The sequence below is a fragment of the Embleya australiensis genome, from assembly GCF_051903075.1.
In the GTDB taxonomy this organism is placed as follows: Bacteria; Actinomycetota; Actinomycetes; order Streptomycetales; family Streptomycetaceae; genus Embleya.
Window position 1 is genome coordinate 4,640,268 of sequence record NZ_CP182422.1, and the last position, 23,061, is coordinate 4,663,328.

Below are 23,061 nucleotides of genomic sequence, written 5' to 3' on the forward strand. Positions count from 1 at the left end.
GCAAATGGGGTGTCTTGCCCCGCTCGGCGGGCATATGCGGCCCGGATCGCGGTCGCGCGGGCAGCATGGGGACCGTGACCGAAATGCCGGAAAACGAGCGCGGCTCGTCGGCGCCCTGGGCGGTGGTCCGAGCCGGCCCGTGGGCCGGCGTGGAGAGCCTGCTCGGACCCCGCTCCGGGCCCTTCGAGCATCCCTTCGAGCAGCCGCCCGCGCCGTCGGGCACGCCCCCCACCTCGCTCGACGAGACGGCGGAGCCGGCCCGAGCGGCCGACGCGGTACACACCCGCGACACGCCGACGCGGACGCCTCGGCACCCCCCGGCGGCACCGGACCCGGCGCACGCGCCTTCGGCGACACCCGAGGCGCCGGAACCGGCCTACGAAGCCCCGGCGGTGCCCCCGCGCCCCGATGCCCCGCCCCCGGTCGTTCCGCCCAGGCCCGACCGCCCCCCGGACGCCCTCCCCGCGCTCGCCCCGGTCGAGACCCCCGACGCCGGCGAACCACCGTCCGCCCGCCCCTGGGGCCCGCCCGCGCCCACCGGTCCGGCGCTGCCCGCGTGGTCCACGCTGCCCGGCGCGGCGGCCCTGACCGCCCTCGCCGCGCACCGCCCCGACATCGCCCGGATCACCCAGGCGCTGGCCCGAGGCGTGGCGTCCGCGCTGCTCGTGGCCGCGGCCGGGCTCGGCACGGTCGCCCTGCTGGTCCTGATCGTGGCCACCTGCGGCGTCGGCTCGGGCAGCTTCGACCACCCCCAGGCGCTGCTGCGCGTGGTCGGCGGGATCTGGCTCGCCGCGCATCACGTCGGCTTCGAGGTCGTGGAGACCAGCCACGCCGCCACCGGCTCCGTCGCGCCGATCGTGACCGTGGTGCCGCTGCGGCTCGCCCCGCTCGGGCTGACCGTCCCGCTGATCTGGCTGCTGTGCCGGATGGGCCGACGGCTCGCCGACGGCGTCGCCGGGACCGCGCTCGTGCTCGCGGCGCAGGTGCCGGTGTACACGGGCCTGATGTACGCGGTGGCCGCCGGCGTCGGCACCGCGAGCGTGCGGCCGGTCCCGGACACGGTCGCGGTCGCCGGGATCGGTGTCCTGGCCGCGGGGGTGCTGGGCGCGTTCGGCCCGATCCTGGTCCGGGTGCCCGCGGTCCGCGCCGGTCTGGCCTCGGCCGCGGTGCTCGCGGCGGGCGGGGCGCTGCTGGTCCTGGTCTGTCTGTTCGCCCACGCGGGGCAGATCCGCCTGGCCCTGAAGCTGACCACGAACGACGCGGTCGGCTTCGCGGCGCTGGCCGTGTTGTGCGCGGCCCTGGTGCCCAACGCGATCGTATGGGCGGTGTGCTACGCGGCCGGCACCGGCTTCGTGCTGGGCGCGGCCACCACCATCGCGCCCACCGGCAGCACGTTCGGCACGCTGCCCACGCTGCCGCTGCTCGCCGCCCTGCCGGGCCCCGCGACGGTGCCCTCCACCGCATGGGCGCCCGCGGTGCTGCCGGTGCTCGCGGGCGTCGTGGCGGGCTGCTTCGCGGCCCGCGCCGAGCCGCCCCGGTCCTGGCTCCCGGTCACCGCGCACGCGGTCGGCGCCGGTGTGGGCGTCGGCCTGCTCGCCCTCGCCTCCACGCGACTGGCCACCGGCACCGCCGGCCTGGCCAACCTCGCCGACCTGGGCCCGAACGTATGGCACACCGCCGCCGCGCTCACCGTCGAGATCGCCCTGGTCGCCGCCCCCGCCGCCCTGGCCGCCACGTGGTGGCGCGGCCGGGAGAAGACCCCGAGACGCCCGGCGGACCCGCCCGGCCCGGACGACGCGACGACCCCCGGGAGCTTGGCAGGCCCGGCGAGCCCGCAGACCCCGGAAAGCCCGAAGGCCGCCCCCGCCACGGCGGAGACGGCCCTCGCCTCGTTCCATCCCGACCCGACCGACACAGGAGCGCACCCGCTCCTCGCATCCGCGGAACCCCGGAACACGAAACCCCGAGGCTCCAAGCCCCGAAACGCCGAGCCCCGCAACTCCGACCCCCGGAGGGCCGAGCCCCGAACCCGACAGGAGCCCTGGCCAGAGCCCTAGAACGTGCCGTCCACGACCCAGTGGTACCGGTCCGGCAGCTTGTCCAGGCAGCGCTGCTCGCCCGTCTTGGTGAGCGCGCTGTCCATGCAGTCGTAGTAGTCCTTGTTGACCGCCTCGAAGGTCCACACGCCCAGCACGTAGACCACCGCGATCGCGCCGGTGACCAAACCCGCGAGCGCGGCGCCCGAGCGGGCGCGCGCCGGCCGGCGCACGCGCGGCCGGTGGGCCGGGCCGCCGGGGGCGTGCCCCGGGTGTCGGGCGGTGCCGCCCGGGCCCTCCTCGATCCGCGGCCCGGCGGTGGCCGGGGTGGTGCCGCGGACGGTGCGAATGCCGAGTGCCAGGGCGACCACACCCAGCACCACCCCGAGCACCAGGCCCAGGTCGGACGGGAAGAACAGGGCGAAGAACACCGCCCACACCCCCGCCCACAGCGCCAGGCGCGCGTTGCGGACCCGGACGTCCTTCGGGTCGGGCTGCTCGCGCGGCTCGCGCGGCGCCCGCTGCGGCCGGTCGTCGCGGCCCTGTCGGTTGCCTCCGTTGCCGTCCCCTCGCCCGTTGCCGGGCACGTTCCACGGGGCGGCCGGCGGGCGGTCGGGCGTACCCTCCGGCGGCGGGGCGTAGGGATCCCGCTCGTCGGTCTCGTTGCCGGTACTCATCCTCTGCCTGCCCTCGTCGTGCCGGATCGCGGGATTCCCTTCCCAGGATCGTACGTGTGCGGGGTGCACCGTAGCCGGGCGGCGGCGTCCGCGGGGCCCGGAGGCCCCCGTCGACCGCGGCCCGTGGGCCCGTCGACCGGATCACGCCGGCACCGCCGATGGCATCCCACCCCGCCGGTTCGGTACTGCCTACCCCCTGACGCTATCGTTGCCGACGTACGGGCGCCGCTCCGTGTTCCCGCCTCCCGTCGGGGAACGCCCGCCGGACCCGTGCGAGATCCCGGCGAGAGCCCGAATCCCTTGGGTGCCCCTCCCGCCCTTCCCTTCCGGAAAGAGCTTGAAAGCAGTGGCCGTTCACGCCCCGCGCACCCCCGGGCCGGCCCGGCTCGTCGTCCTCGTCTCCGGCTCCGGCACCAACCTGCAAGCCCTGCTCGACGCGTGCGCGGATCCCGCGTACGGGGCACGCGTGGTGGCCGTGGGCGCCGACCGCGACAACATCGCGGGGCCCGCCCGCGCCGAACGCGCCGGTGTACCCACCTTCGTCGAGCGGGTGTCCGACCACCCCACCCGGGCCGACTGGGACGCGGCGCTCGCCGCCGCGGTCGCCGCGTACGAGCCCGACCTGGTCGTCTCGGCCGGCTTCATGAAGATCCTGGGCCCGCGCTTTCTGGCCCGCTTCGAGGGACGCACCGTCAACACCCACCCCGCACTGCTGCCCTCGTTCCCCGGCGCGCACGGCGTCCGGGACGCGCTCGCGTACGGCGCCAAGGTGACCGGCTGCACGGTGCACCTCGTGGACGCCGGCGTGGACACCGGGCCGATCATCGCTCAGGGCGTCGTCGCGGTCGAGGACGGCGATCACGCCGACGGCGGCGAGGCGCTGCACGAGCGCATCAAGACTGTCGAGCGCACCCTGCTCGTCGAGGTCGTGGGCCGGCTGGCCCGCGAGGGCTACCGCATCGAAGGAAGAAAGGTCCGGATCCCCGCATGACTTCCGCCGCCCCCACCCCCACCCCCGCCGACCAGGACGGGCTGCGCCCGATCCGTCGCGCGCTGATCAGCGTGTACGACAAGACCGGCCTGGAGGAGCTGGCCCGCGGCCTGCACGCCGCCGGGGTCGAACTGGTCTCCACCGGCTCCACCGCCGGTCGGATCGCCGCCGCGGGCGTGCCCGTGACCAAGGTCGAGGAGCTGACCGGCTTCCCCGAGTGCCTGGACGGCCGGGTCAAGACGCTGCACCCGCGCGTACACGCCGGCATCCTCGCCGACCTGCGCCTGGAGTCGCACCGCGCGCAGCTCGACGAGCTGGAGATCCGGCCGTTCGACCTGGTCGTGGTCAACCTGTACCCGTTCACCGCGACCGTCGAGTCGGGCGCCACGCCGGACGAGTGTGTCGAGCAGATCGACATCGGCGGGCCCTCGATGGTGCGTGCCGCGGCCAAGAACCACCCGTCCGTGGCCGTGGTGACCAGCCCGGACCGCTACGCCGACGTGCTCGCCGCGATCGAGGCCGGCGGCTTCGACCTCGCGCAGCGCAAGCGGCTCGCGGGCGAGGCGTTCGGCCACACCGCCGCGTACGACGTCGCGGTGGCGTCCTGGTTCTCGAGCAGCTACGCGCCGGCCGACGACGAGGGCTTCCCGGCCTTCCTCGGCTCGGTGCGGCGCCGCGAGAACGTGCTCCGCTACGGCGAGAACCCGCACCAGGCCGCCGCGCTCTACGTGGACGGCACCGGCGGCCTGGCCGGCGCCGAGCAACTGCACGGCAAGGAGATGTCCTACAACAACTACCAGGACACCGACGCGGCCCGCCGCGCCGCCTACGACCACGAGCAGCCGTGCGTGGCGATCATCAAGCACGCCAACCCGTGCGGCATCGCGATCGGCGAGACCGTCGCCGAGGCGCACCTGCGGGCGCACGCGAGCGACCCGCTGTCCGCCTTCGGCGGCGTGATCGCGGTCAACCGGCCGGTGAGCGTGGCGATGGCCGAGCAGGTCGCGGAGATCTTCACCGAGGTCATCGTGGCGCCGGGCTACGAGGACGGCGCGGTCGAGGTGCTGGCCCGGAAGAAGAACATCCGGGTGCTGCGCGCGCCCGAGGCGCCCGCCACGCCGGTCGAGTTCCGCCAGATCGACGGCGGGCTGCTGCTGCAGAACGCCGACCGCTACCAGGCGCCCGGCGACGACGCGGCCGCCTGGACGCTGGCCACCGGCGAGCCGGCCGACGCCGAGACGCTGCGCGACCTGGTGTTCGCCTGGCGGGCGGTACGCGCGGTCAAGTCCAACGCGATCCTGCTCGCGTCCGGCGGCGCGACCGTCGGGGTGGGCATGGGCCAGGTCAACCGGGTCGACTCGGCCCGGCTCGCGGTGCAGCGCGCCGGCGAGCGGGCGGCCGGCTCGGTGGGCGCGTCCGACGCGTTCTTCCCGTTCCCCGACGGCCTGGAGGTGCTGATCGAGGGCGGTGTCAAGGCGGTCGTGCAGCCGGGCGGCTCGGTCCGCGACGAGCAGGTGGTCGAGGCCGCGCGCGCGGCCGGCATCACCATGTACTTCACCGGGACCCGGCACTTCTTCCACTGATCCGGATCCGACCGATCCGGCCCAGGACACACGCGAGGCGCGACCCCGAACGGGGCCGCGCCTCGCGCGCGTCGGTGGGGGTGCTCAGACCTTGACCACGACCGTCGAGCACACCTTGTCGGCGAAGGTCTGCTTCTTGTCGTCCCACAGCGGCCACAACAAGCCGAGGAAACACGTGATGATGTCGAGGAAGTGCGCGATGGCGCGGACGAAGGCCATCCCGAAGCCGGTCGGCATGCCGTCCCGCTCGCGCAACACCTTGATCCCGACCGCCTTCTTGCCGATCGTCTGACCGGTCTTGCCCTGGCGGTAGAGCTGCCACAGACCGAACGCGAACGAGAGCACACCGCCGACGATCATCAGCACGATCGGACCGGACCCACCCTCGTAGGTGGTCGTCTCGGTGCCGTCGAGGTTGCTGGTGGTCTCGGTCTTGTCCATGAACATCCTGAACCCGATGGAGTACGGGATCACCACCGGCAGCATGACGAGCCCGTCCAGGAGCGCCCCACCCACGCGCCGCCCCCAGCTCGCGCAGTAGTCGCCGAGGTTCTGCGGCGGCCCGTAGCCGTACGGCTGGGCGTAGCCTGCCTGCTGACCGTAGTCGGGCTGGCCGTAGGCCGGTTGGCCGTAGGCCTGCTGACCGTAACCGGGCTGTTGGCCGTAGCCCGCGCCTTGGCCCTCGGCGCCGTACCCGGGCGGCGGGCCGTACGGACCCGGAGGTTGGGACATGTGGAACTCTCCCCTGAGAACGCGCGCACATCGTGCGCGACGCCGGTGACCCCCGGGCATGTCGACGCGCGAGCGCCGTATTCGAGCCCGGCGTCGCCCCCACGACCCGAGAGTCCATTGGAGGCGGCACCTTATACCGAAGCGGTTGGCGCCGGGTAGGTCCCCGCCGGTTCGGTGAGCGGGATCATGCGCGAGTGGGACTTGGCATTCCCGGTGAAACGTGCGTTGCATGGGAGCATGCAGGATCAGGCGACCCCGGGACCCCATCCGGAACGTGCACCCCTCGCGTTGCCGCCCGGACCCTCGGCGGACCCGAACGGGCCGCCGACGTTGCCTCCGTTCCCGGCAGTGCACCCGCCGGAGCTGGGCCCGCAGAACCAGATCAGGCCGCTGGTCACGCTCACCGGGAAGGGTTTCACCTGGGCCGCCGGGATCCGGGCCGCGCTCGGCGTCGGCATCCCCTTCGCGATCGTCACCGCCACCCTCGGCCTCGGCGACGCCACCTTCGCCGCGCTCGGCGGCTACACCGTCCTGTACGCGGCCAAGGAGCCCTACGCGCGTCGCGGCATCACCCTCGCGCTGGTCGGCCTGGGCCTGGCCGTGTCGCTGATGCTGGGCTCGCTCGCGGCCGGCACCCCGCTGTTGTACGTCCCGGTGATCACCGTGGTGGCCGGCGTCGCCACCTTCCTGTGCGGCGCGCTCCAGGTGGACCGTCCCGGCGGGTACATGTTCACCCTGGTCTGCGCGATGGGCGCGTTCCTGCCGCACCAGCCCGACCGGGTGCTCGAACGCGGCGCCCTCGTGCTCGCGGGCGCCGCCGGGGCCTGGCTGGTGTCGATGTCCGGCTGGCTGGTGCGCCCGCGCCACCCCGAGCACCTGGCGCTCGCCGCCTGCTTCGAGGCGCTGGCCGACTTCTTCGCCGCGATCGGCGACCAGCCGAGCGACGCCGCCCGGCACCGCGCCTCCGAGACCGTGCACAGCGCGTGGGTGACCGTGCTGCGCGCCGACACCAGACGCAACCGGCGCACCGGTGAGGCCCGCCGCCTGCGGGTGTTGTGCCGGCGCGCGCTCGACCTGTTCCAGGCCGCCCAGCTGCTCGCCGTCGAGCGGGACCGGCCGCTGCCGGCGGAGATCACCGAGACCGTGCGCGCGCTGGCCGGCGCCGTCGGGCGGCCCACCCTCGTCCCGGTGCTGCCCGCGGTGCTCGCCGACACCGAGACCGCCGCCGAACGCACGCTGCGCACCGCGCTGCGGGCCGCCGCCGCGGCGGCTGGGCAACCCGCGGTCAAGGAGGGCGAGATCATCCCCGGCCGGCGGCCCAGCGCCGGCGAGCGGCTGCGCGCCGCGTTCGACCGGTCCTCGCTGGTGCCGCCGACCGCGCTGCGCACCGGCCTCGGCGTCGGCTCGGCCGCGCTCGCCGCCGCGCTGCTGCCGGTGGTGCACCCCGTGTGGGTGGCCATCGCGGCCGGTGCCGCGCTCCAGGGCGGCAACGTCGTGCTCGACTTCGGCCGGGTGCTGCAACGGGCGATCGGCACCCTGCTCGGCGTCGCGGTGATCGCGCTGTTCTTCCACGACCTGCGGCCCGACCAGTGGCTGGTGGTGGTTGTCGTCGCACTGCTGTTCGGCGCCACCCAGACGGTGATCGCCCGCAACCTCGCCGTGGGCGCGGCCTGCGTGACCCCCGTCGGCCTGTTCCTGGCCGCCGCCGGCAGCCCCGGCGCGCACGTGGGCGACCTGGCCGCCACCCGGATGATCGACACCGTGCTCGGCCTGACGGTCGGCCTGGTCGCGAGCCTGGTGTTGTGGCCGCGCGCCTCGGCCACCCGGCTGCCCCGGCAGCTGGGCCGGGCCATCCGCGCCGAGGCGATGTTGCTGCGCGCCACCGTCACCGGGCAGATCGTCGACGATCGGGCCTGGGGCAGCACCCGCCGGGCCGCTCGCCGCGAACTGATCGACCTGTGGAGCGTGTACGAGTCCGCGCTCGGCGAGATCACCGGCCGGCACCTGGACGCGGAACGCCTGTGGCCCGCCATCGTCACCGCCCAGCGCCTGGGCTACCGGCTGATGACCGCGCCCGAGACCTACCGCACCGACTCGCCCGAGCCGATCCCCGAGGACGACCTGGCCCGACTCGACGCCTACGTCGAGGAACTGGCCTCGGCCGCCGAGGAGCGCCGCCCCCCGACCCTGCCCGAACTCCCGGACCTGTGGGGGTATCCGGTACTGCGGCAACACCTCAAGCGGCTCGGTCGGGTGATCACCCGCGCGAACGAACCGGTGGCGGCCCGGCACCTGCCCGCGTTCGTCCGGCAGCGCATCCTGGCCCCGCCGGCGCGGCTGCTGTACGGGGTCCGCCGCACGGCCGGCCCGGATACGGGACAATCGCAACGACCGGCCCGGAACCGTGGACCAGGAGAGACAACTTGAAGGCGCAGATCCTCGACGGCAAGGCCACCGCCGCCGCCATCAAAGCCGAACTGGCCGTACGGGCCGAGGCCCTCAAGGCCCGCGGCATCACGCCGGGTCTGGGCACCGTGCTCGTGGGCGACGACCCCGGCAGCCACTCGTACGTGCGCGGCAAGCACCGCGACTGCGCCCAGGTCGGCATCGCGAGCATCCAGCGCAACCTGCCCGCCGACGCGACGCAGGACCAGGTCGAGGACGTGGTCCGCGAGCTCAACGCGGACCCCGCCTGTACCGGCTACATCGTCCAGCTCCCGCTGCCCCGGCACCTGGACGCCAACCGGGTCCTGGAGCTGATGGACCCGGACAAGGACGCCGACGGCCTGCACCCGACCAACCTCGGCCGGCTGGTGCTCGGCCAGGAGGCGCCGCTGCCGTGCACGCCGCGCGGCATCGTGGAACTGCTGCGCCGGCACGACATCGAGATCAACGGCGCCGAGGTGTGCGTGATCGGCCGAGGGGTCACCGTCGGCCGCCCGATCGGCCTGCTGCTCACCCGCCGGACCGAGAACGCCACGGTGACCCTGTGCCACACCGGCACCAAGGAGCTGCCGTTCCACGTGCTCCAGGCCGACATCGTGATCGCCGCCGCCGGGGTGCCCGGACTGATCAGCGCGGACATGGTCAAGCCCGGCGCGGTGCTGCTCGACGTGGGCATCACCCGCACCGAGCACGGCCTGGTCGGCGACGTGCACCCGGAGGCGTACGAGAAGGCCGCGTGGGTCGCCCCGATGCCCGGTGGGGTGGGTCCGATGACCCGCGCGATGTTGCTCACCAACGTCGTCGAGGCCGCCGAGCGGCAGGTCACCGGTCTGTGACCCGGTCGCGACGGGCCCGGAGCCGCACCGCTCCGGGCCGGTCGCGGCACCGCTCGCCCTGTCGATGAGAGGTGGACGTGGTGGCAACGACTCGGGGGCGACGCAGGGAGGGCAGGAGGAGGGATCCGGGCACCTTCCCGCCCGAGGGCGGCGGCTCGCCGACCGGCCCCGGGCGGTTGCGCGAGTGGCCCGCGACGGTGGTCTTCGGCTGCCTGTTCGCCGCGCTGCTGACCGCGGCGCTGAGCGGGTTCCGTCCCGCCGCGATGATGATCGCCGGGACCTTCCTGGTCGCCGCGCTGTTGCGGGTGTTCGTGTCCGACGTGGGGGTACTGGCGGTGCGCAGCCGGTTCACCGACGTGGCCATGCTGCTGATCTTCGGCGGCGCGGTCCTGCTCCTGGGGCTGAGCATCCCGGAACCGCTGGTCGACCTGCCGTGGGTGCCCAGGCGCACCGGCCGCTAGGGCCTAGTTCCAGGGCCGGTCGTACCGGCGCCCGGGTCCGACCCGGTGCGCCGGGTCGGGCCTAATACAACCGGCGCGCCTCGGTGGCGATCTCGTTCGGGGTCATCCCGGCCGAGCGGGTGATCTCGGCTCGGCGGACCGCGGTGATCGCGTCGAACAGGGTCTCGCCCAGGGCCTCGCGCAGCACCGTGCTCGCTTCCAGGGCGGCCAGCGCCGCCGCGGGGGAGCCGGGCAGGCGCGGTACGTCCCCGGCGGTCGAGGGGTCGCCCGGCACCTCCACCGGCAGCCGCAGGCCGTCCTCGAGCCCGGCCAGACCGGCCGCGATCACCGTGCCGACCACCAGATACGGATTGGCGGTCGCGTCGAAACACTTGAGTTCGGCGTTCGCGGTGTGCTGCCGCTCGCCGGCCATCCCGGTGACCAGCCGCATCGCGGCCTCGCGGTTCTCCAGACCCCAGCAGCGGTACACCCCCGCCCACTGGGCCGGGACCAGACGCAGATGACTGGCCGCGCCGGGCGCGCCGATCGCGAGCAGCGCGGGCAACTCGCGCAGCACACCCGCCAGGAACGCCTCGCCCTCGTGGGTCAACCCCTGCGGCCCCTCACCCCCGTGGCACAGGTTCGTCCCGTCGCGCCACGGCGAGAAGTGCAGGTGCGCGCCGTTGCCCACCTCGCCGGGCACCACGCACGGCGCGAAGCTGACCGCGTGCCCGTGCCGGGCGGCCACCGCCCGGATCGTCTCGCGCACCAGGATCGTGGTGTCCGCCGCGCCGACCGGGTCCTCCGGGGCGACGGACACCTCCAGTTGGCCGGCCGCGTATTCCGGATGCACCTGCAACACGCGCACCTCCTGCGCGGCGAGCGCGCGGATCAGCTCGCGCAGCTGGGCGGACACCCGCACCACCCGGGTCATCCCGTACGCGGCCTTGTGGAAGGCGGGCACGAAGCGGCCCGCCGCGTCCTCGGTACCGGTGACCCACTCGACCTCGAAGCCCATCCGCAGCGACAACCCGCGCAACCCGGCGCGGGCGGCCATCCGCCGGGCGAAGGTGCGCTGGCAGCCCGCGTACGGCACGCCGTCCTGGGTGTAGCGGTCGCCGGGCGCCCAGGCCCAGCCCGGTTGCGCGGCCAGCGGACGCAGCGCCGTCAGGTCGGGGACCAGGCGCAGATCGCCCGCCGGACCGCCGACCAGGTTGCCCGCGGTGATCGAGTCGTCGGCGAGGAACACGTCGAACACGGGGGAGAAGCCCACGCCGTGCACGGCGACCGCGTCCAGGCGGGAGTACGGGACGGTCTTGACCCGGGTGATGCCCGCGTTGTCGACCCAGCCGAGCGCCACCGCGTCGATCGGGTCGACCGGCGCGCCCTCGACCACGGGTGCGATCGGCACGGGCGCGGGTTCCGGCACCGCCGCCGGGATCGACGCGACGCGGTCCGGTGACATGCACATCGGGATCACCCTTCGAGGCCGTGCGACTTCGATCCGTCACGAACCTACCGGCCGGTTCCGCCGAAACGGAAACCGGCGAACCCGACGCACCCTGGCGGAGCGGGTGAGCCGAGACGCGCGGCCGGGCGAACCTCACACCGGTGGGTGGCCGAGCCGCCCCGGAGGCGGGGGTAGTGTGGCCGCGAAAAGTATCTCGATGCCGAGCTACCGGCGGACTGCCATCGGCGTCGGATCCCGCCGCAGCAGAGGAGACCCGCGCGCAATGTCCCGTACCCCCGTCAACGTCACCGTCACGGGCGCGGCCGGTCAGATCGGCTACGCGCTGCTGTTCCGCATCGCCTCCGGTCACCTGCTCGGCCCCGACACCCCGGTCCGCCTGCGCCTCCTGGAAATCCCCCAGGCGGTCAAGGCCGCCGAGGGCACCGCGATGGAGCTCGACGACTGCGCGTTCCCGCTGCTCGCCGGGATCGACATCTTCGACAACCCGACCGAGGGTTTCGCCGGCGCCAACGTGGCCCTGCTGGTCGGCGCCCGCCCCCGCACCAAGGGCATGGAGCGCGGCGACCTGCTGGCCGCCAACGGCGGCATCTTCAAGCCGCAGGGCGAGGCGATCAACGCCGGCGCGGCGGACGACATCAAGGTGCTCGTGGTCGGCAACCCGGCCAACACCAACGCGCTGATCGCGCAGCAGCACGCGCCCGACGTACCGGCCGAGCGCTTCACCGCGATGACCCGCCTGGACCACAACCGCGCGCTGACCCAGCTCGCGAAGAAGGCCGGCGTCGCGGTCACCGACATCGCGAAGCTGACCATCTGGGGCAACCACTCGGCCACCCAGTACCCGGACATCTTCCACGCGCAGATCGCCGGCAAGAACGCCGCCGAGGTGGTCGACGACCGCACCTGGCTCGCCGACACCTTCATCCCCACCGTCGCCAAGCGCGGCGCGGCGATCATCGAGGCGCGCGGCGCGTCCTCGGCGGCGTCCGCGGCCAACGCGGCGATCGACCACGTGCACACCTGGGTCAACGGCACCGCCGACGGCGACTGGACCTCGATGGGTGTCGTCTCGGACGGCTCCTACGGTGTGCCCGAGGGCCTGATCTCGTCCTTCCCGGTGGTCTGCAAGGACGGCAAGTGGGAGATCGTCCAGGGCCTGGACGTCAACGAGTTCTCCCGGGCGCGGATCGACGCCTCGGTGCAGGAGCTGGCCGAGGAGCGCGACGCGGTGCGCGAGCTGGGCCTGATCTGAGTCGGAGCCGGCGCCTTCGCGGCGCCGGCCTCACGCGGAATCGACCGGGGGCGGGCCGAACGGCCCGCCCCCGGTGTGTTCGCGGAGCCGGGCGCGCCCGGGCGCGGTCCTCGGCCCGAACAGCTCGGCCAGCGCGGCGACCAGGGCCTCCAGTGCGCCGGCGAAGGCGGCCGCGGTGGGCGCCGCGTAGCCGACGACCAGCCCCGGCGGGTGCTCGGCGTACGGGGCCCGGTGGTACCAGCCCATGCGGTGCACCGCCACGCCGCGCCGGGCCAGCAGCGCGCGCGTCTCCTCCTCGCCCGGGCCGCCCTCGGGCAGTTCGAGGCGCACCTGCAGGCCCGCCGCGATACCGCACACCCGTACGGCCGGCACCCGCCGGGCCAGCTCCGCGACGAGCCGGTCGCGGCGGTCGCGGTAGGCCAGGCGGGCGCGGCGCACGTGCCGGTCCAGGTCGCCGGCGGCGATGAACTCGGCCAGGGTGAGCTGATCCAACGTGCCCACCGTCAACTCGGGCCGGTCGCGGACCGCGAGCAGGTCGTCGAGCAGGTACGGCGGCACCACCAGCCAGCCGAGCCGCAGGCCCGGCGAGAGCATCTTGCTCGCGGTGCCCGCGTACACCACGTGCTCGGCGCCCAGGCCCTGGAGCGCGCCGACCGGGTGCCGGTCGTAGCGGAACTCGCCGTCGTAGTCGTCCTCGATCACCACGCCACCGGTCCGCGCGGCCCAGCGCAGCGCCGCCGCGCGCCGGTCCGGGTGCAGCGGCACGCCCATCGGGGCCTGGTTGGCCGGGGTCAGCACGATCGCGTCCGCGTCGCCGGCCGTGTCGATCCGGGCGCCCTGCCCGTCCACCCCGACGGTGCCGACCTCGACGCCGGTGCGGGCCACGATCTCGCGCAGGAACGGCAGCCCCGGGTTCTCCATCGCGATCCGGCGCGCACCGCGGGCGGCCAGCGTGTGGCCGAGCAGGTACAGGCCCTGCGTGTAGCCCGCGCACACCACGATGCGATCCGGCCGGGTGCGCACGCCCCGGACCCGGCCGAGGTAGTCGGCCAGGCGCTCGCGCAGTTCGATCCGGCCACGCGGGTCGGCCTGCGGCCAGAACGCGTCCGGTCCGGCGGCGGCCAGCGCGCGCCGCTGGGCCGCGGCCCAGCGGGCCCGGGGGAATGCGGACAGGTCCGGGCGTCCGGGCCGCAGGTCGAAGCGCGGGGCCGAGGCGCGCGCGTACACCGGCACCGGCACCGGGTCGGCCGGGCGTTCGGCGACCACGGTGCCGGCGCCCCGGCGGGCGATCAGATAACCCTCGGCGACGAGTTGGGCGTACGCCTCGGCGACCGTGTTGCGGGCCATGGCCAGGTCCACGGCCAGGGTGCGCGAGGAGGGCAGCCGGGTGCCGGGGGCGAGCCGGCCGTCCACGATCGCCGCGCGCAGCGCACGCTCCAGTCCGATCCGCCGGCCGCGCACGGGGCCGGGTTCCAGGTACAGATCCACATCGCCGATGGCCCAGGAACTCCGCATGGGATTGGACCTTAATCGTGGTCCGATCCGTACGTAGGGTCGTGGTCATGAGCATTCAGGAAGTGACCGAGGAAACCCCCGTCGCCGGCGACCCGGCCCGACTGCCCCTCAAGCCCCTGCACGGCGCCGCGTACAAGGCCGCCATCGCGCTGAGCAAGGCGGCGGCCGAGGGTCTGGACCCGATCGTCGCGGAGCTGATCAAGATCCGCGCGTCGCAGATCAACGGCTGCGCCTACTGCGTGGACATGCACACCAAGGACGCCCGCGAACTCGGCGAGACCGAGCAGCGCATGCACGCGATCCCGGTGTGGCGCGAGACGCCGTTCTTCACCGCCCGCGAGCGAGCGGTGCTGGCCCTGACCGAGGCGGTCACGCTGCTCACCGAGGGACACGTGCCGACGCCGGTCTGGGACGAGGCGGCGAAGTACTTCGACGACGTGGAGATGGGCCAGATCGTCTGGTCGATCGCCGCGATCAACACCCTCAACCGGGTCGGCGTCGCCACGCGCGCATGGGTGGCGGGCTCGTACCGCCCGGATCTGGCGCACTGACCGATCCCGCCCCGGCCCGACCGCGGAGCGGGGCGACCGTGTCGGGGGCGAGGCGGACCTGGCGGGGGTCGCGATCGCGCGGGCCCGATCGACGCGTGGTCCGAGGCGTACGAGAGCGCCGAGGCGATGAGCGATCCCGACATCGAGCGACCCGCACCGTGCGCCGGCAGACCGCAACGGCCGGTCGACCCGGACACCGGTCCCATTGCGCGACTGGCCCGGGAACTGCGGGAGTCGCGGCACACGGCCGGCACGCCGACCTATCGTGTGCCGGCCCGCAGGGCGCACTACGCGGCGAGCACCCTGGCGGAGGCGGCGAAGGGGGACCGGCTGCCCATGTTGGCGGTGACGCTCGCCTACGTGCGGCCTGCGGCGGCGACGTCGTGGGCTGGGAGGAGCGCCGGCAGGCCGCCACCGCGTCGACCCGGGCGGCCCCGGTCGCGGACGAACCCCCGTGCCCCTACCCGGGGTTGGCCGCCTATCGCGAGCAGGACGCGGAGACCCTCTTCGGCCGCGCCGAGCCGATCGCGCGGGCGATCGCGTGCCTCGAAGCCGAGGGCGGGCCCCGGCGGCTCGCCGTGTTCGAGGCGTCCGGCAGCGGCGAGTCCTCGCTCGTCCGCGCCGGGATACCGGCCGGCCTGGACGAGGTCCGGCAGCCGTGCCGACTCACCCCCGGCGCACACCCCCTGGTCGAACTCGCCTACGCGACGCCCGGATTGCCGGACGCGCACCTCGACCCCGACGTCGACCCGGACGTGGTCGCCGCGCGACTGGCCGAGGAGCCCGGTGCGCTCGGCCGGGCGCTCGACGCCTGGATGGCGCGCCGGCCCGACATCCGACTGGTACTGGTGATCGACCAGTTCGAGGAGGCGTTCACGCTGTGCGCGGACGAGGCCGGCTGGGACTTCACCACCCGGCTGTGGGACGTGTCCGAGCCGACCCGGCCGCGCCCGTTGGCACCTGTGGGACGTGGCCGACCCCCGCCATCCGCGCCGCCTGGGCGACGTCGTCGGGCACGGCGACGGGATCGACGCGGTCGCGTTCGCTCCGGACGGGCGGGTGCCGGCCACGGCCGGCTTCGACGGAACCGCCCGACTCTGGGACGTGGGCGATCTCGTCCGCCCGCGCCCGCCCGCGACGCCGACCGGACACGTGGGCGGTGTCTCCGCCGTGGTGTTCGCCCCCGACGGACGCACCCCGGCCACCTCCGGGGTGGACGGCACGGCCCGCATGTGGGGCGTCGGCGACCCGCGCCGGCCCGGGGACTCGCCGTAGTTGCCACACCACAACCGGCCGTCCTGCGCTCGCACGCCGCATTCGTTCAGGGCCGTGGCGGAGTTCGCGTCGGTCTTCGCGGGTGCGGTGCGCGGGCCGGCCGTGTCGGCGAGTCCGGCGCCCAGGGTGACCACGATCACCGGTGCGGCGGTAAAGCGCGGTCAGGAGCGGGTTGGCGTCGCCGTTCCGCCGGTGTCGACCCAGGTCGGGATCGGTTCGCGGGCGGTGAGCCAGAATTCCGGGATGTCGGCCAGGGCGGTGCGGGAGGCGACGACGCCCGCGGTGATCGCGCAGGTGGTGTCGACGTCGCCCATGCCGGTCGCGGTGTGCCACAGGGCCTCCGGGAGGGAGTCCAAGTGGTGGGCGGCGGTCCACAGGGCGAAGGGGACCGTGTCGGGGGCGCTGATCCGCGAGCCGTTGCCCAGTACGCCCGTCGCATGCCGGACCGAGGAGTGGGCGGGCAGCCGGGAGGCCGCCCGCAGGCCCGCCGCCACGTCGCTCTCCGGCGTGTGTCCGGCCACCTCGACCAGGAACTCCACCGGATCCGGAGCCGCCTCGTCCCGCCCCCGAGTCGCCAACGCCGCGGCGATCGCCACCGCGACCGCTCCCGCCACCGCCTCCGGATGCGCGTGCGTGGTCTCGGCGGACCGCTCCGCCTCGGCCGCCACCACCGCGAGCCCGTCGTCGGCGAACCACGCCCCCAGCGGCGCGACCCGCATCGCCGCGCCGTTGCCCCACGAGCCCTGGCCGTCGAATTGGCGGCGCGTCACCTCCCGCCACGGCTCGCCCTCGTGGATCGCGCGCAGCACGCCGTGCATCGACGGGCCGTAGCCGCGATACGGATCGGCCTCGTACGACGCGGCGAAGTGCGCCGCGAGCGCGTCCTGGTCCACCACGTCGCACAGGTGCAGGATGCGCAGCAGCGAGAGCGCCATCGCGGTGTCGTCGGTCCAGTACCAGAGGCGGGCCTGCGGGGTGATGCGGCCGGTCAGCCGCTCGGTGAGCTCGGGCTCCCGGTAGCCGAACCACTGCTCGCCGAAGGCGTCGCCGAGGGCCGATCCGTGCAGGGAGCGCGCCGCGTTGGCGACGCGTCGAGTGCGATCCATGCGCCCCACCCTGCCGGCCGGCTCGGGTGGCAGACCAAGGGATTACCCTGCTGGGACGCCGACTTCGCCGTCTCGACGCGCGGGTTTCGGCCCTTCTTGGTGCGGTACGGCCATAAGGTGGCCGCATCCTCTCGGAACATGGCGGATATTGCTGATTCTTATCTCGACATCAAGAGGCTCGGCATCGAACGATTCGCTAGAATGACCTCATGAAAGACGAGGTCGACCGGCTTGTCGCGGCATGGAAGCGGGAGCGCCCCGACCTCGACGTCGAACCCCTCGAAGTACTGAGCCGGGTGACCCGACTGGCGCGGCACCTCGACCGCGCCCGGCGTACCGCCTTCTCCGCACGCGACCTCGAACCGTGGGAATTCGACGTGCTCTCCGCGCTGCGCCGCGACGGCGCGCCGTATCAGCTCTCGCCCGGCCAGTTGCTCACCCAGACGCTGGTCACTTCCGGGACGATGACGAATCGTATCGACCGCCTCGCGGCCAAGGGCCTGGTGTTGCGCCTGCCCGACCCCGACGACCGGCGCGGGGTGCTGGTCCGGCTGACCGACGACGGCCGGGATCGGGTCGACGCGGCGATGGCCGAGTTGCTGGAACACGAACGGGCCATCCTGGCCGGCCTGACGGTCGATCAGCAGGCGGCGCTGGCCGGTTTGTTGCGTTCGATCGTCGCGCCGTTCGACAACCACGCCTGAAACAAACCTCTTTGACCATTTCATGGTCGGGATTCACTCTAAGTGATCAAATGTGTCAAGCACCCGTTGTGTGTCGGGAACGACGCCCTGTAGACAAGTCCCTGTTGGGAGCGAGACCGCAAGGGTTCGCCTCGGGGAACAGGAGCAGGGCATGACCTCCACCATCCACCCGGTTCGCAGTACGCGGCGCCGTCGGCCCACGCCCGCCGACCTCGCGGCACTGACCGGGCACGACTAGCCCGGGACGCGGGGGGCTGGGGGCGAGGAGCATCGTCCGGATCCGCGAAGGCGTCTTGGGGAAGTAACGCCGGAGCGGACGAGTGACGGTGATCCGAGGGGTGGAACGCCGGGGGCGTGGGGGTGGTGAGCACCGGGATGTGAGGCGGGGGAACGCGCGCAGGGGGACTCGACGGTGGGGGACGGGTGGGGGAAACCCGGGGGTGGGACCGAAATGGGGCCGGGTGGGACCGGGGGCGGGACCAGGGCGGGGACCAGGGGTGGGAAGACCGGGGGTCGGGGGCGATTCGGGGAGAAGGGCGCTCGGGGACAGGCGGGGCGGCGGGGTGACGGATGACGATCCGCCACCCCGCCGCCCCGTGCCCGTCCCGATCGCCCGGAGGCGAACCGCCTTCCGGTCGAGCGCACTTCGGCTCAGCCGCCCTCCGGCCCACCCGCCGCGCGGCCGTCCGCCTCCGGGGTGAACGTCACCGGGAGCCGCTGCAGGCCACGCATGATCAGCCCGCCGCGCCACCGCAGTTCGTCCGCCGGCAGCGCGAGCCGCACATCGGGTAGCCGGCGCAGCAGCGTGCCGATCGCGATCTGGCCCTCGAGCCGGGCCAGCGGCGCGCCGATGCAGTAGTGGATGCCGTGCCCGAAGGCCAGGTGCTGGTTGTCCGCGCGGGCCGGATCGAGCAGGTCGGGCGCGGGGAACCGGAGCGGGTCGCGGTCGGCCGCCGCGAGCACCACGAGCACCGGCTCGCCCGCCGGGATCCGGGTCCCGCCGATCTCCACCTCGGTGGTGCTGAACCGCCACGTGGCCACCTCGACCGGGCCGTCGTACCGCAGCAGTTCCTCGACTGTGGGCGCGAGCAGTTCGGGGTCGGCCCGGAGCGCGAGCCTTTCCCGGTCGTGCGTGAGCAGCGTCAGCAGCCCGTTGCCGATCAGGTTGACCGTGGTCTCGAAGCCGGCGAACAGCAGGATGAAGGCCATCGCCGCGGCCTCGTCCTCGGTCAGGTGTTCGCCGTGGTCGCTCGCCCGGATCAGCCCCGAGATCAGGTCGTCGTCCGCGTCGGTGAGCGTCGCGCGTTTGCGGTGGATCAACTCGGCGAGATACGTACGCATGTGCCGCACCGCCCGGGCCACCCCGCCGCGCGGCCCCGAACCGTGCCGGATCATCATCCCGGCCCAGGTGCGGAAGTCCGCCTGATCCTCCTCCGGCACACCGAGCAGGTCGCAGATCGCGTAGATCGGCAGCGGAAACGCGAAGTCGTGGATCAGGTCGGCCTCGCCGGTCCGGGCGAAGTCGTCGAGCAGCCGGTCCGTCAGGGCCTGTACGCGCGGGCGGAACTCCTCCGCGCGGCGCGGCGTGAACGCCTTGGACACCAGGCGGCGCAGCCGGGTGTGGTCCGGCGGGTCGAGGTTGAGCAGATGCGCGCCCACCCCCGAGCGCTGCTCGCCGGGCACGCCGACCTTGCCCTGCTTCCAGGCCGCCTCCGACCGCCGCGGATCCTTGCTCAACCGCTGGTCGGCGAGCGCCTGCCGGGCGTCGGCGTATCGGGTGACCAACCACGCCTCGACCCCGCTGGGCAGCGTGGTGCGATGGACCGGCGCGTACTCGCGCAGATGCGCGTACGCCGGATACGGATCGGCGATGAACTCCCGGGTGAACAACTCGGGCCCGGCCGGCACCGGATGCGCGGGGCAGCCCGCGGGGTCGTCGGTCACGTCCGCGACGTCCGCGTCGCGCGCAGCCCCTTGATCCCGAGCCAACCGATCGCGTTGCCCGCCGCGAACGAGACGATCGTCAGTGCCAGGTGGATCAGGAAGAACGCGGTCGCGCCGTCGTTCCAGGAGCGGTCGTCGGCCCAGATGTTCCTGAGGAAGTTCGGCCACAGGATCCAGCTCCAGACGCCGAACAACACCAGACAGGCGGATGTACCGCGGCCGATCCTCAACGTGAAGCACCCGTTTCCCGGTCAAAAGTTCAGCAAATTTGTCCCGGTTCAGTATGCGGCGGCCCGGTCGCCGAACCACAGCCGGGGGCCGCCAGTACGCTCATCGCATGTCTTACTGGTTCCGGGCTTCTCGCAAGCCGGCTGTCGCGTGCGCGGGGGCGATCGCTTTCGTGTTGGGTTCCGCCTCGATGGCGCAGGCCGCCCCGGGTACGCCGGAGCCGCAGCCCCCCGCGTCGATGTCGGATGTGGGTGGCGCGCGCTTGGCCCAACCGGGTGTACAGAGCGACCTGCCGCCCGGGAGCCCGCCGCCGCCTGCCGTCGAGGGCTACTCGTGGGTGGTCGCCGACGCGGAGACCGGCAAGATCCTGGCGGCGAAGAACCCGCACTGGAAGTTGCCGCCGGCCAGCACGCTGAAGATGCTGTTCGCGGACACGGTGCTGCCCAAGATCGACCGCAACACCACCCACCAGGTGGCGGCGGCCGAACTGCGCAATCTCGGCGAGGGCAGCAGCCTGGTCGGGATAAAGGAGAACGAGACCTACAAGGTCGAGGACCTGTGGCGCGGGGTGTTCCTGCGCTCGGGCAACGACGCGGTGCATGTGCTGTGCGCGATGAACGGTGGCGTGGACACCACCGTGCGGCAGATGAACGAGCGGGCCAAGCAGCTTCAGGCCGGCGACACCAATGTGGTCTCGCCGGACGGCTACGACGCGCCGGGGCAGGTCTCCAGCGCGTACGACCTCGCGCTGTTCGCTCGCGAAGGGCTCAAGAACAACGACTTCCGCTCGTACGCGAGCACCAAGGTCGCCGACTTTCCCGGGGTCGCGGGGGCCAAGTTCCAGATCCAGAACACCAATACGATGCTGGGCCAGTATCCGGGCATGCTCGGTGTGAAGAACGGCTACACCACGAACGCCGGGAACACCTTCGTCGGCGGCGCGCAGCGTGATGGGCACACGCTGCTCGTGAGCATCATGCACGTCGAGGGCAAGGGCAAGACGTACGAGGACACCGGGAAGCTGCTCGACTGGGGCTTCGCGGCGATGGCCCAGGCCAAGCCGGTCGGCATGCTGGTGGAGCCGTTGGCGGCGCCGGGGGACAAGAAGGACAAGAGCACGAAGGCGGCCGACGGGAAGCCGGGCGACGCCAAGACCGCGAAGGCGTCGGCCGCCTCGGACGACGACGGGTTCGACTGGGTGTTGTGGGCGGGGCTCGGGGTGCCGGCGGCGCTTGTGGTGGGCGGCGGCGTGCTGTTCGCCCTTCGGCGGCGCGAGGGGGGTTCGGGCGTGCGGTTCGAGGACGAAATCCTGCCGTAGGGGTGGGGCGGCCTCAAGCGCCGGCCGGGCTGGGTTGGTTGGTTTCGCGATGACGCTTGGCTTTTACCGATGGCCTCAAACGCCGGCCGGGCTGTGGTGGTTGGCTTTGGCGGTGTGCTGCGGTTTGCGGGTGGCCTCAAGCGCCGGCCGGGCTGGGTTGGTTGGTTTCGCGATGACGCTTGGCTTTTACCGATGGCCTCAAACGCCGGCCGGGCTGTGGTGGTTGGCTTCGGGATGACGCTTGGCTTTTACCGGTGGCCTCAAGCGCCGGGTCGGTTGCGGTGGTTGGCTTCGCCGACGTGCTGCGGGTGGGGTCAGGTGTTGGTTGGTGGGTGGTTTCGGGTGAAGCGTTCCAGGAGGATGCCCAGGGTGGCTGTGCCGGCTACCGCCAAGGCGTAGGTGCGGATGGGGTGGTTGGGCTTGGGTTTGTACTGGGACAGGTCCAAGGGGGGTTCCGCGGCGGCTTTTTCGGCGGCTGCCTCGACGTTGTCCGCGGCTTCCGCGGCCTCCTGGGCGTTGGCCGTCCAGGCCGCGCAGAACAGAAGCAGGCGGATCACGAAGTAGATCCACAGCAGCAGTGCCACCGGGACACCGAACGCGCCGTACGCGCTCTTGCCCGCGACCCCCGCGATGTACGAGGACACCAACAGCTTCAGCAACTCGAAGCCGACCGCCCCGATCAACGCGCCCTTGATCGCGACCGAGCGGTGCATGGTCAGCCGCGGCATCCCCACGAGCAGGTACAGGAACAGCACCACGCTCGCGCCGACCGCGACCGCGAACGCGGCGATCTGCAGCAGGACCCGGCCGACCGGCTGGTGTTCGAGCCCGATCGAGTCGGAGACGTGCCGGATCACCACCGTCGCGAACGTGGACGCGCCGACCGACAACGCCAACGCGAGCCCCAGGCCGATCAGTACGCCGACGTCGGCGAACTTGCGCACGACGACGTTGCCCGGCTCCTCCTCCACGTCCCAGATCGCCCGGATGGAGGAGCGTGTCGCGTCCACCCACCCCGTTCCGGACACCAGGAGCAGCGCGCCGCCGATCACCCCGACCGTGCCCGCGTTGCGCACCAGCGCGTCCAGGTCCAACTTGTCGGCGATACCGGGGATCTGCTCGGAGATCTTGTTCTGCATCCGGCGGACCTGGGAGGGGTCGAGTGCCGCGGCCACCACCGCCGCCGCGAGCGTGATCAACGGGAACAGCGACAGGAACCCGTAGTAGGTCACCGCGGCGGCGAGTCGATTGCCCTGTCGATCGCCGTAGCGCGAATAGGCCCGCCAGGTGGGGCCGATGACCGGGATCCTCGCCAGCCGCTCCTTGATCGCCACGGAGGACTGCTGCCCGCCCGACGCCCTGCCCACACGCGACTCCACCCTGTGCCGTCCCGTGCGGCCGGGACGGCTTCACACGGGCAGCGGACCTGGCAACGATTGGCCGAACGCGAAGTCACGTTGCGGGCGCCACACCCCGTCCGCGCCGTGCTCGTACAGGCTGAAGCCCCAGATCGGGAAGACCGCGTCGTAGTCGACGAGTTCCGCGAACGCCAGGTCGAGCATGTGATCGGGCAGGTGATGCGCGACGGTCACATGCGGGTGGTACGGGAAGTGCAACTCGCGCTCCAGCGGCCCGGATCGCACCGCGGCCTCGATCCGCTCGCACTCCGGGATGCCGCGCGCGACCTGGACGAACACCACCGGCGAGGTCGGTCGGAACGTACCGGTGCTGCGCAGGTGTATGTCGAACGGGGCCTCGCCGGCGGCGACCGCGCGCAGGTGCTCCTCGATCTCGGCCATCGCCTCGTCGGCCACCTCGGTCGGCGGCAGGAGGGTCACGTGGGTCGGGATGGCGTTCGCGAGCGGATCCCCGAACCCGGCGCGGCGAGCCTGCAACTCGCTGCCGTAGGGCTCGGGAATCGCGATCGACACTCCGATGGTGCGCTTGGCCATGTGCT

General features: G+C 73.3%; 20 protein-coding genes and 1 pseudogene. 12 read left to right on the forward strand and 9 right to left on the reverse strand.

All coding sequences use genetic code 11. The features are described 5' to 3' along the window. Positions 1-83: 83 nt before the first annotated feature. Entirely contained in the window at positions 84-2,057 is a 1,974-nt protein-coding gene (locus tag ACMXN5_RS20190; protein ID WP_439678040.1) for a cell division protein PerM, read from the forward strand. Here the strand turns inward: ACMXN5_RS20190 and ACMXN5_RS20195 are convergent. Then, positions 2,054-2,713, reverse strand: a complete 660-nt coding sequence (locus tag ACMXN5_RS20195; protein WP_439676422.1) for a hypothetical protein — start codon at positions 2,711-2,713, stop codon at positions 2,054-2,056. The two genes, ACMXN5_RS20190 and ACMXN5_RS20195, sit on opposite strands and share 4 nt — an antisense overlap. 346 nt (positions 2,714-3,059) lie before the next feature. Between ACMXN5_RS20195 and purN the strand changes: the two genes are divergently transcribed. Continuing rightward, positions 3,060-3,704, forward strand: coding sequence for a phosphoribosylglycinamide formyltransferase (gene purN, locus ACMXN5_RS20200; protein WP_380005291.1), 645 nt, complete (start codon positions 3,060-3,062; stop codon positions 3,702-3,704). Next, positions 3,701-5,287, forward strand: coding sequence for a bifunctional phosphoribosylaminoimidazolecarboxamide formyltransferase/IMP cyclohydrolase (purH, locus tag ACMXN5_RS20205; protein ID WP_395787394.1), 1,587 nt, complete (start codon positions 3,701-3,703; stop codon positions 5,285-5,287). Before purN ends, purH begins: the two co-directional genes overlap by 4 nt. 84 nt (positions 5,288-5,371) lie before the next feature. Here purH and ACMXN5_RS20210 read toward each other — a convergent pair whose 3' ends face one another. Then, on the reverse strand, positions 5,372-6,019 hold the full coding sequence (locus ACMXN5_RS20210) for an RDD family protein (protein ID WP_439676423.1): 648 nt from the start codon (positions 6,017-6,019) through the stop codon (positions 5,372-5,374). A gap of 348 nt (positions 6,020-6,367) precedes the next feature. On the opposite strand from ACMXN5_RS20210, the gene ACMXN5_RS20215 reads away from it, so the two are divergent. The 3 genes from ACMXN5_RS20215 to ACMXN5_RS20225 all read left to right on the forward strand — a co-directional run bounded on the left by ACMXN5_RS20215 (position 6,368) and on the right by ACMXN5_RS20225 (position 9,761). Beyond that, positions 6,368-8,446 carry an FUSC family protein gene (locus ACMXN5_RS20215; protein WP_439676424.1) on the forward strand — a complete coding sequence of 693 codons (2,079 nt, stop codon included), beginning with the start codon at positions 6,368-6,370 and terminating at the stop codon, positions 8,444-8,446. Next, complete coding sequence (locus tag ACMXN5_RS20220) at positions 8,443-9,300, forward strand: bifunctional methylenetetrahydrofolate dehydrogenase/methenyltetrahydrofolate cyclohydrolase (RefSeq protein WP_380005283.1); 858 nt, start codon at positions 8,443-8,445, stop codon at positions 9,298-9,300. The genes ACMXN5_RS20215 and ACMXN5_RS20220 overlap by 4 nt, the downstream gene beginning before the upstream one ends. A gap of 80 nt (positions 9,301-9,380) precedes the next feature. Continuing rightward, entirely contained in the window at positions 9,381-9,761 is a 381-nt protein-coding gene (locus ACMXN5_RS20225) for a DUF3017 domain-containing protein (RefSeq protein WP_439676425.1), read from the forward strand. Between the two features lie 61 nt (positions 9,762-9,822). Here ACMXN5_RS20225 and ACMXN5_RS20230 read toward each other — a convergent pair whose 3' ends face one another. Further along, entirely contained in the window at positions 9,823-11,205 is a 1,383-nt protein-coding gene (locus ACMXN5_RS20230) for a glutamine synthetase (RefSeq protein ID WP_439676426.1), read from the reverse strand. Positions 11,206-11,473: 268 nt separating this feature from the next. On the opposite strand from ACMXN5_RS20230, the gene ACMXN5_RS20235 reads away from it, so the two are divergent. Continuing rightward, positions 11,474-12,463 (forward strand): malate dehydrogenase, encoded by a 990-nt coding sequence (locus ACMXN5_RS20235; RefSeq protein WP_439676427.1) that lies wholly within the window; start codon positions 11,474-11,476, stop codon positions 12,461-12,463. Between the two features lie 30 nt (positions 12,464-12,493). Here ACMXN5_RS20235 and ACMXN5_RS20240 read toward each other — a convergent pair whose 3' ends face one another. Then, the gene (locus ACMXN5_RS20240; protein ID WP_439676428.1) at positions 12,494-13,978 is read right to left on the reverse strand and encodes a PLP-dependent aminotransferase family protein; all 1,485 of its coding nucleotides are present in this window, start codon (positions 13,976-13,978) and stop codon (positions 12,494-12,496) included. A gap of 47 nt (positions 13,979-14,025) precedes the next feature. Between ACMXN5_RS20240 and ACMXN5_RS20245 the strand changes: the two genes are divergently transcribed. From ACMXN5_RS20245 to ACMXN5_RS20255, 3 genes and pseudogenes are all read left to right on the forward strand, one after another. Further along, positions 14,026-14,529 carry a carboxymuconolactone decarboxylase family protein gene (locus tag ACMXN5_RS20245; RefSeq protein WP_439676429.1) on the forward strand — a complete coding sequence of 168 codons (504 nt, stop codon included), beginning with the start codon at positions 14,026-14,028 and terminating at the stop codon, positions 14,527-14,529. Beyond that, positions 14,490-15,449: pseudogene (locus tag ACMXN5_RS20250) on the forward strand (nSTAND1 domain-containing NTPase); the annotation flags it as partial. The gene ACMXN5_RS20245 and the pseudogene ACMXN5_RS20250, both read left to right, overlap by 40 nt. A gap of 49 nt (positions 15,450-15,498) precedes the next feature. Further along, positions 15,499-15,804, forward strand: a complete 306-nt coding sequence (locus ACMXN5_RS20255) for a WD40 repeat domain-containing protein (protein WP_439676430.1) — start codon at positions 15,499-15,501, stop codon at positions 15,802-15,804. Positions 15,805-15,965: 161 nt separating this feature from the next. Here the strand turns inward: ACMXN5_RS20255 and ACMXN5_RS20260 are convergent, their stop codons facing one another. Next, positions 15,966-16,910 (reverse strand): ADP-ribosylglycohydrolase family protein, encoded by a 945-nt coding sequence (locus ACMXN5_RS20260; protein ID WP_439676431.1) that lies wholly within the window; start codon positions 16,908-16,910, stop codon positions 15,966-15,968. Between the two features lie 209 nt (positions 16,911-17,119). Here ACMXN5_RS20260 and ACMXN5_RS20265 point away from each other — a divergent pair, with 209 nt between their 5' ends. Further along, complete coding sequence (locus tag ACMXN5_RS20265) at positions 17,120-17,614, forward strand: MarR family winged helix-turn-helix transcriptional regulator (RefSeq protein WP_380005268.1); 495 nt, start codon at positions 17,120-17,122, stop codon at positions 17,612-17,614. A 651-nt stretch (positions 17,615-18,265) separates the two neighbouring features. Here the strand turns inward: ACMXN5_RS20265 and ACMXN5_RS20270 are convergent. Next, positions 18,266-19,558, reverse strand: coding sequence for a cytochrome P450 (locus ACMXN5_RS20270; protein ID WP_395787412.1), 1,293 nt, complete (start codon positions 19,556-19,558; stop codon positions 18,266-18,268). Then, the gene (locus ACMXN5_RS20275) at positions 19,555-19,788 is read right to left on the reverse strand and encodes an SCO4848 family membrane protein (RefSeq protein ID WP_380038903.1); all 234 of its coding nucleotides are present in this window, start codon (positions 19,786-19,788) and stop codon (positions 19,555-19,557) included. The genes ACMXN5_RS20270 and ACMXN5_RS20275 overlap by 4 nt, the downstream gene beginning before the upstream one ends. A gap of 107 nt (positions 19,789-19,895) precedes the next feature. On the opposite strand from ACMXN5_RS20275, the gene ACMXN5_RS20280 reads away from it, so the two are divergent. After that, positions 19,896-21,104: a D-alanyl-D-alanine carboxypeptidase family protein gene (locus tag ACMXN5_RS20280; RefSeq protein ID WP_439676432.1), complete on the forward strand. Its 1,209-nt coding sequence runs from the start codon at positions 19,896-19,898 to the stop codon at positions 21,102-21,104. Between the two features lie 314 nt (positions 21,105-21,418). Here the strand turns inward: ACMXN5_RS20280 and ACMXN5_RS20285 are convergent, their stop codons facing one another. Both ACMXN5_RS20285 and ACMXN5_RS20290 read right to left on the reverse strand, forming a co-directional pair. Continuing rightward, complete coding sequence (locus ACMXN5_RS20285; protein ID WP_439676433.1) at positions 21,419-22,471, reverse strand: YihY/virulence factor BrkB family protein; 1,053 nt, start codon at positions 22,469-22,471, stop codon at positions 21,419-21,421. 42 nt (positions 22,472-22,513) lie between these two features. Next, on the reverse strand, positions 22,514-23,056 hold the full coding sequence (locus ACMXN5_RS20290; RefSeq protein ID WP_395787418.1) for a 2'-5' RNA ligase family protein: 543 nt from the start codon (positions 23,054-23,056) through the stop codon (positions 22,514-22,516). Positions 23,057-23,061 lie beyond the last annotated feature (5 nt).

Excerpts from the sequence above, each read along its gene's own strand:
- purH (WP_395787394.1), top strand. The coding sequence starts at position 3,701 with ATGACTTCCGCCGCCCCCACCCCCACCCCCGCCGACCAGGACGGGCTG.
- ACMXN5_RS20245 (WP_439676429.1), top strand. The coding sequence starts at position 14,026 with ATGAGCATTCAGGAAGTGACCGAGGAAACCCCCGTCGCCGGCGACCCG.
- ACMXN5_RS20190 (WP_439678040.1), top strand. The coding sequence starts at position 84 with ATGCCGGAAAACGAGCGCGGCTCGTCGGCGCCCTGGGCGGTGGTCCGA.
- ACMXN5_RS20290 (WP_395787418.1), bottom strand. The coding sequence starts at position 23,056 with ATGGCCAAGCGCACCATCGGAGTGTCGATCGCGATTCCCGAGCCCTAC.
- ACMXN5_RS20260 (WP_439676431.1), bottom strand. The coding sequence starts at position 16,910 with ATGGATCGCACTCGACGCGTCGCCAACGCGGCGCGCTCCCTGCACGGA.
- ACMXN5_RS20240 (WP_439676428.1), bottom strand. The coding sequence starts at position 13,978 with ATGCGGAGTTCCTGGGCCATCGGCGATGTGGATCTGTACCTGGAACCC.
- ACMXN5_RS20195 (WP_439676422.1), bottom strand. The coding sequence starts at position 2,713 with ATGAGTACCGGCAACGAGACCGACGAGCGGGATCCCTACGCCCCGCCG.
- ACMXN5_RS20280 (WP_439676432.1), top strand. The coding sequence starts at position 19,896 with ATGTCTTACTGGTTCCGGGCTTCTCGCAAGCCGGCTGTCGCGTGCGCG.
- ACMXN5_RS20235 (WP_439676427.1), top strand. The coding sequence starts at position 11,474 with ATGTCCCGTACCCCCGTCAACGTCACCGTCACGGGCGCGGCCGGTCAG.
- ACMXN5_RS20265 (WP_380005268.1), top strand. The coding sequence starts at position 17,120 with ATGAAAGACGAGGTCGACCGGCTTGTCGCGGCATGGAAGCGGGAGCGC.
- ACMXN5_RS20210 (WP_439676423.1), bottom strand. The coding sequence starts at position 6,019 with ATGTCCCAACCTCCGGGTCCGTACGGCCCGCCGCCCGGGTACGGCGCC.
- ACMXN5_RS20230 (WP_439676426.1), bottom strand. The coding sequence starts at position 11,205 with ATGTCACCGGACCGCGTCGCGTCGATCCCGGCGGCGGTGCCGGAACCC.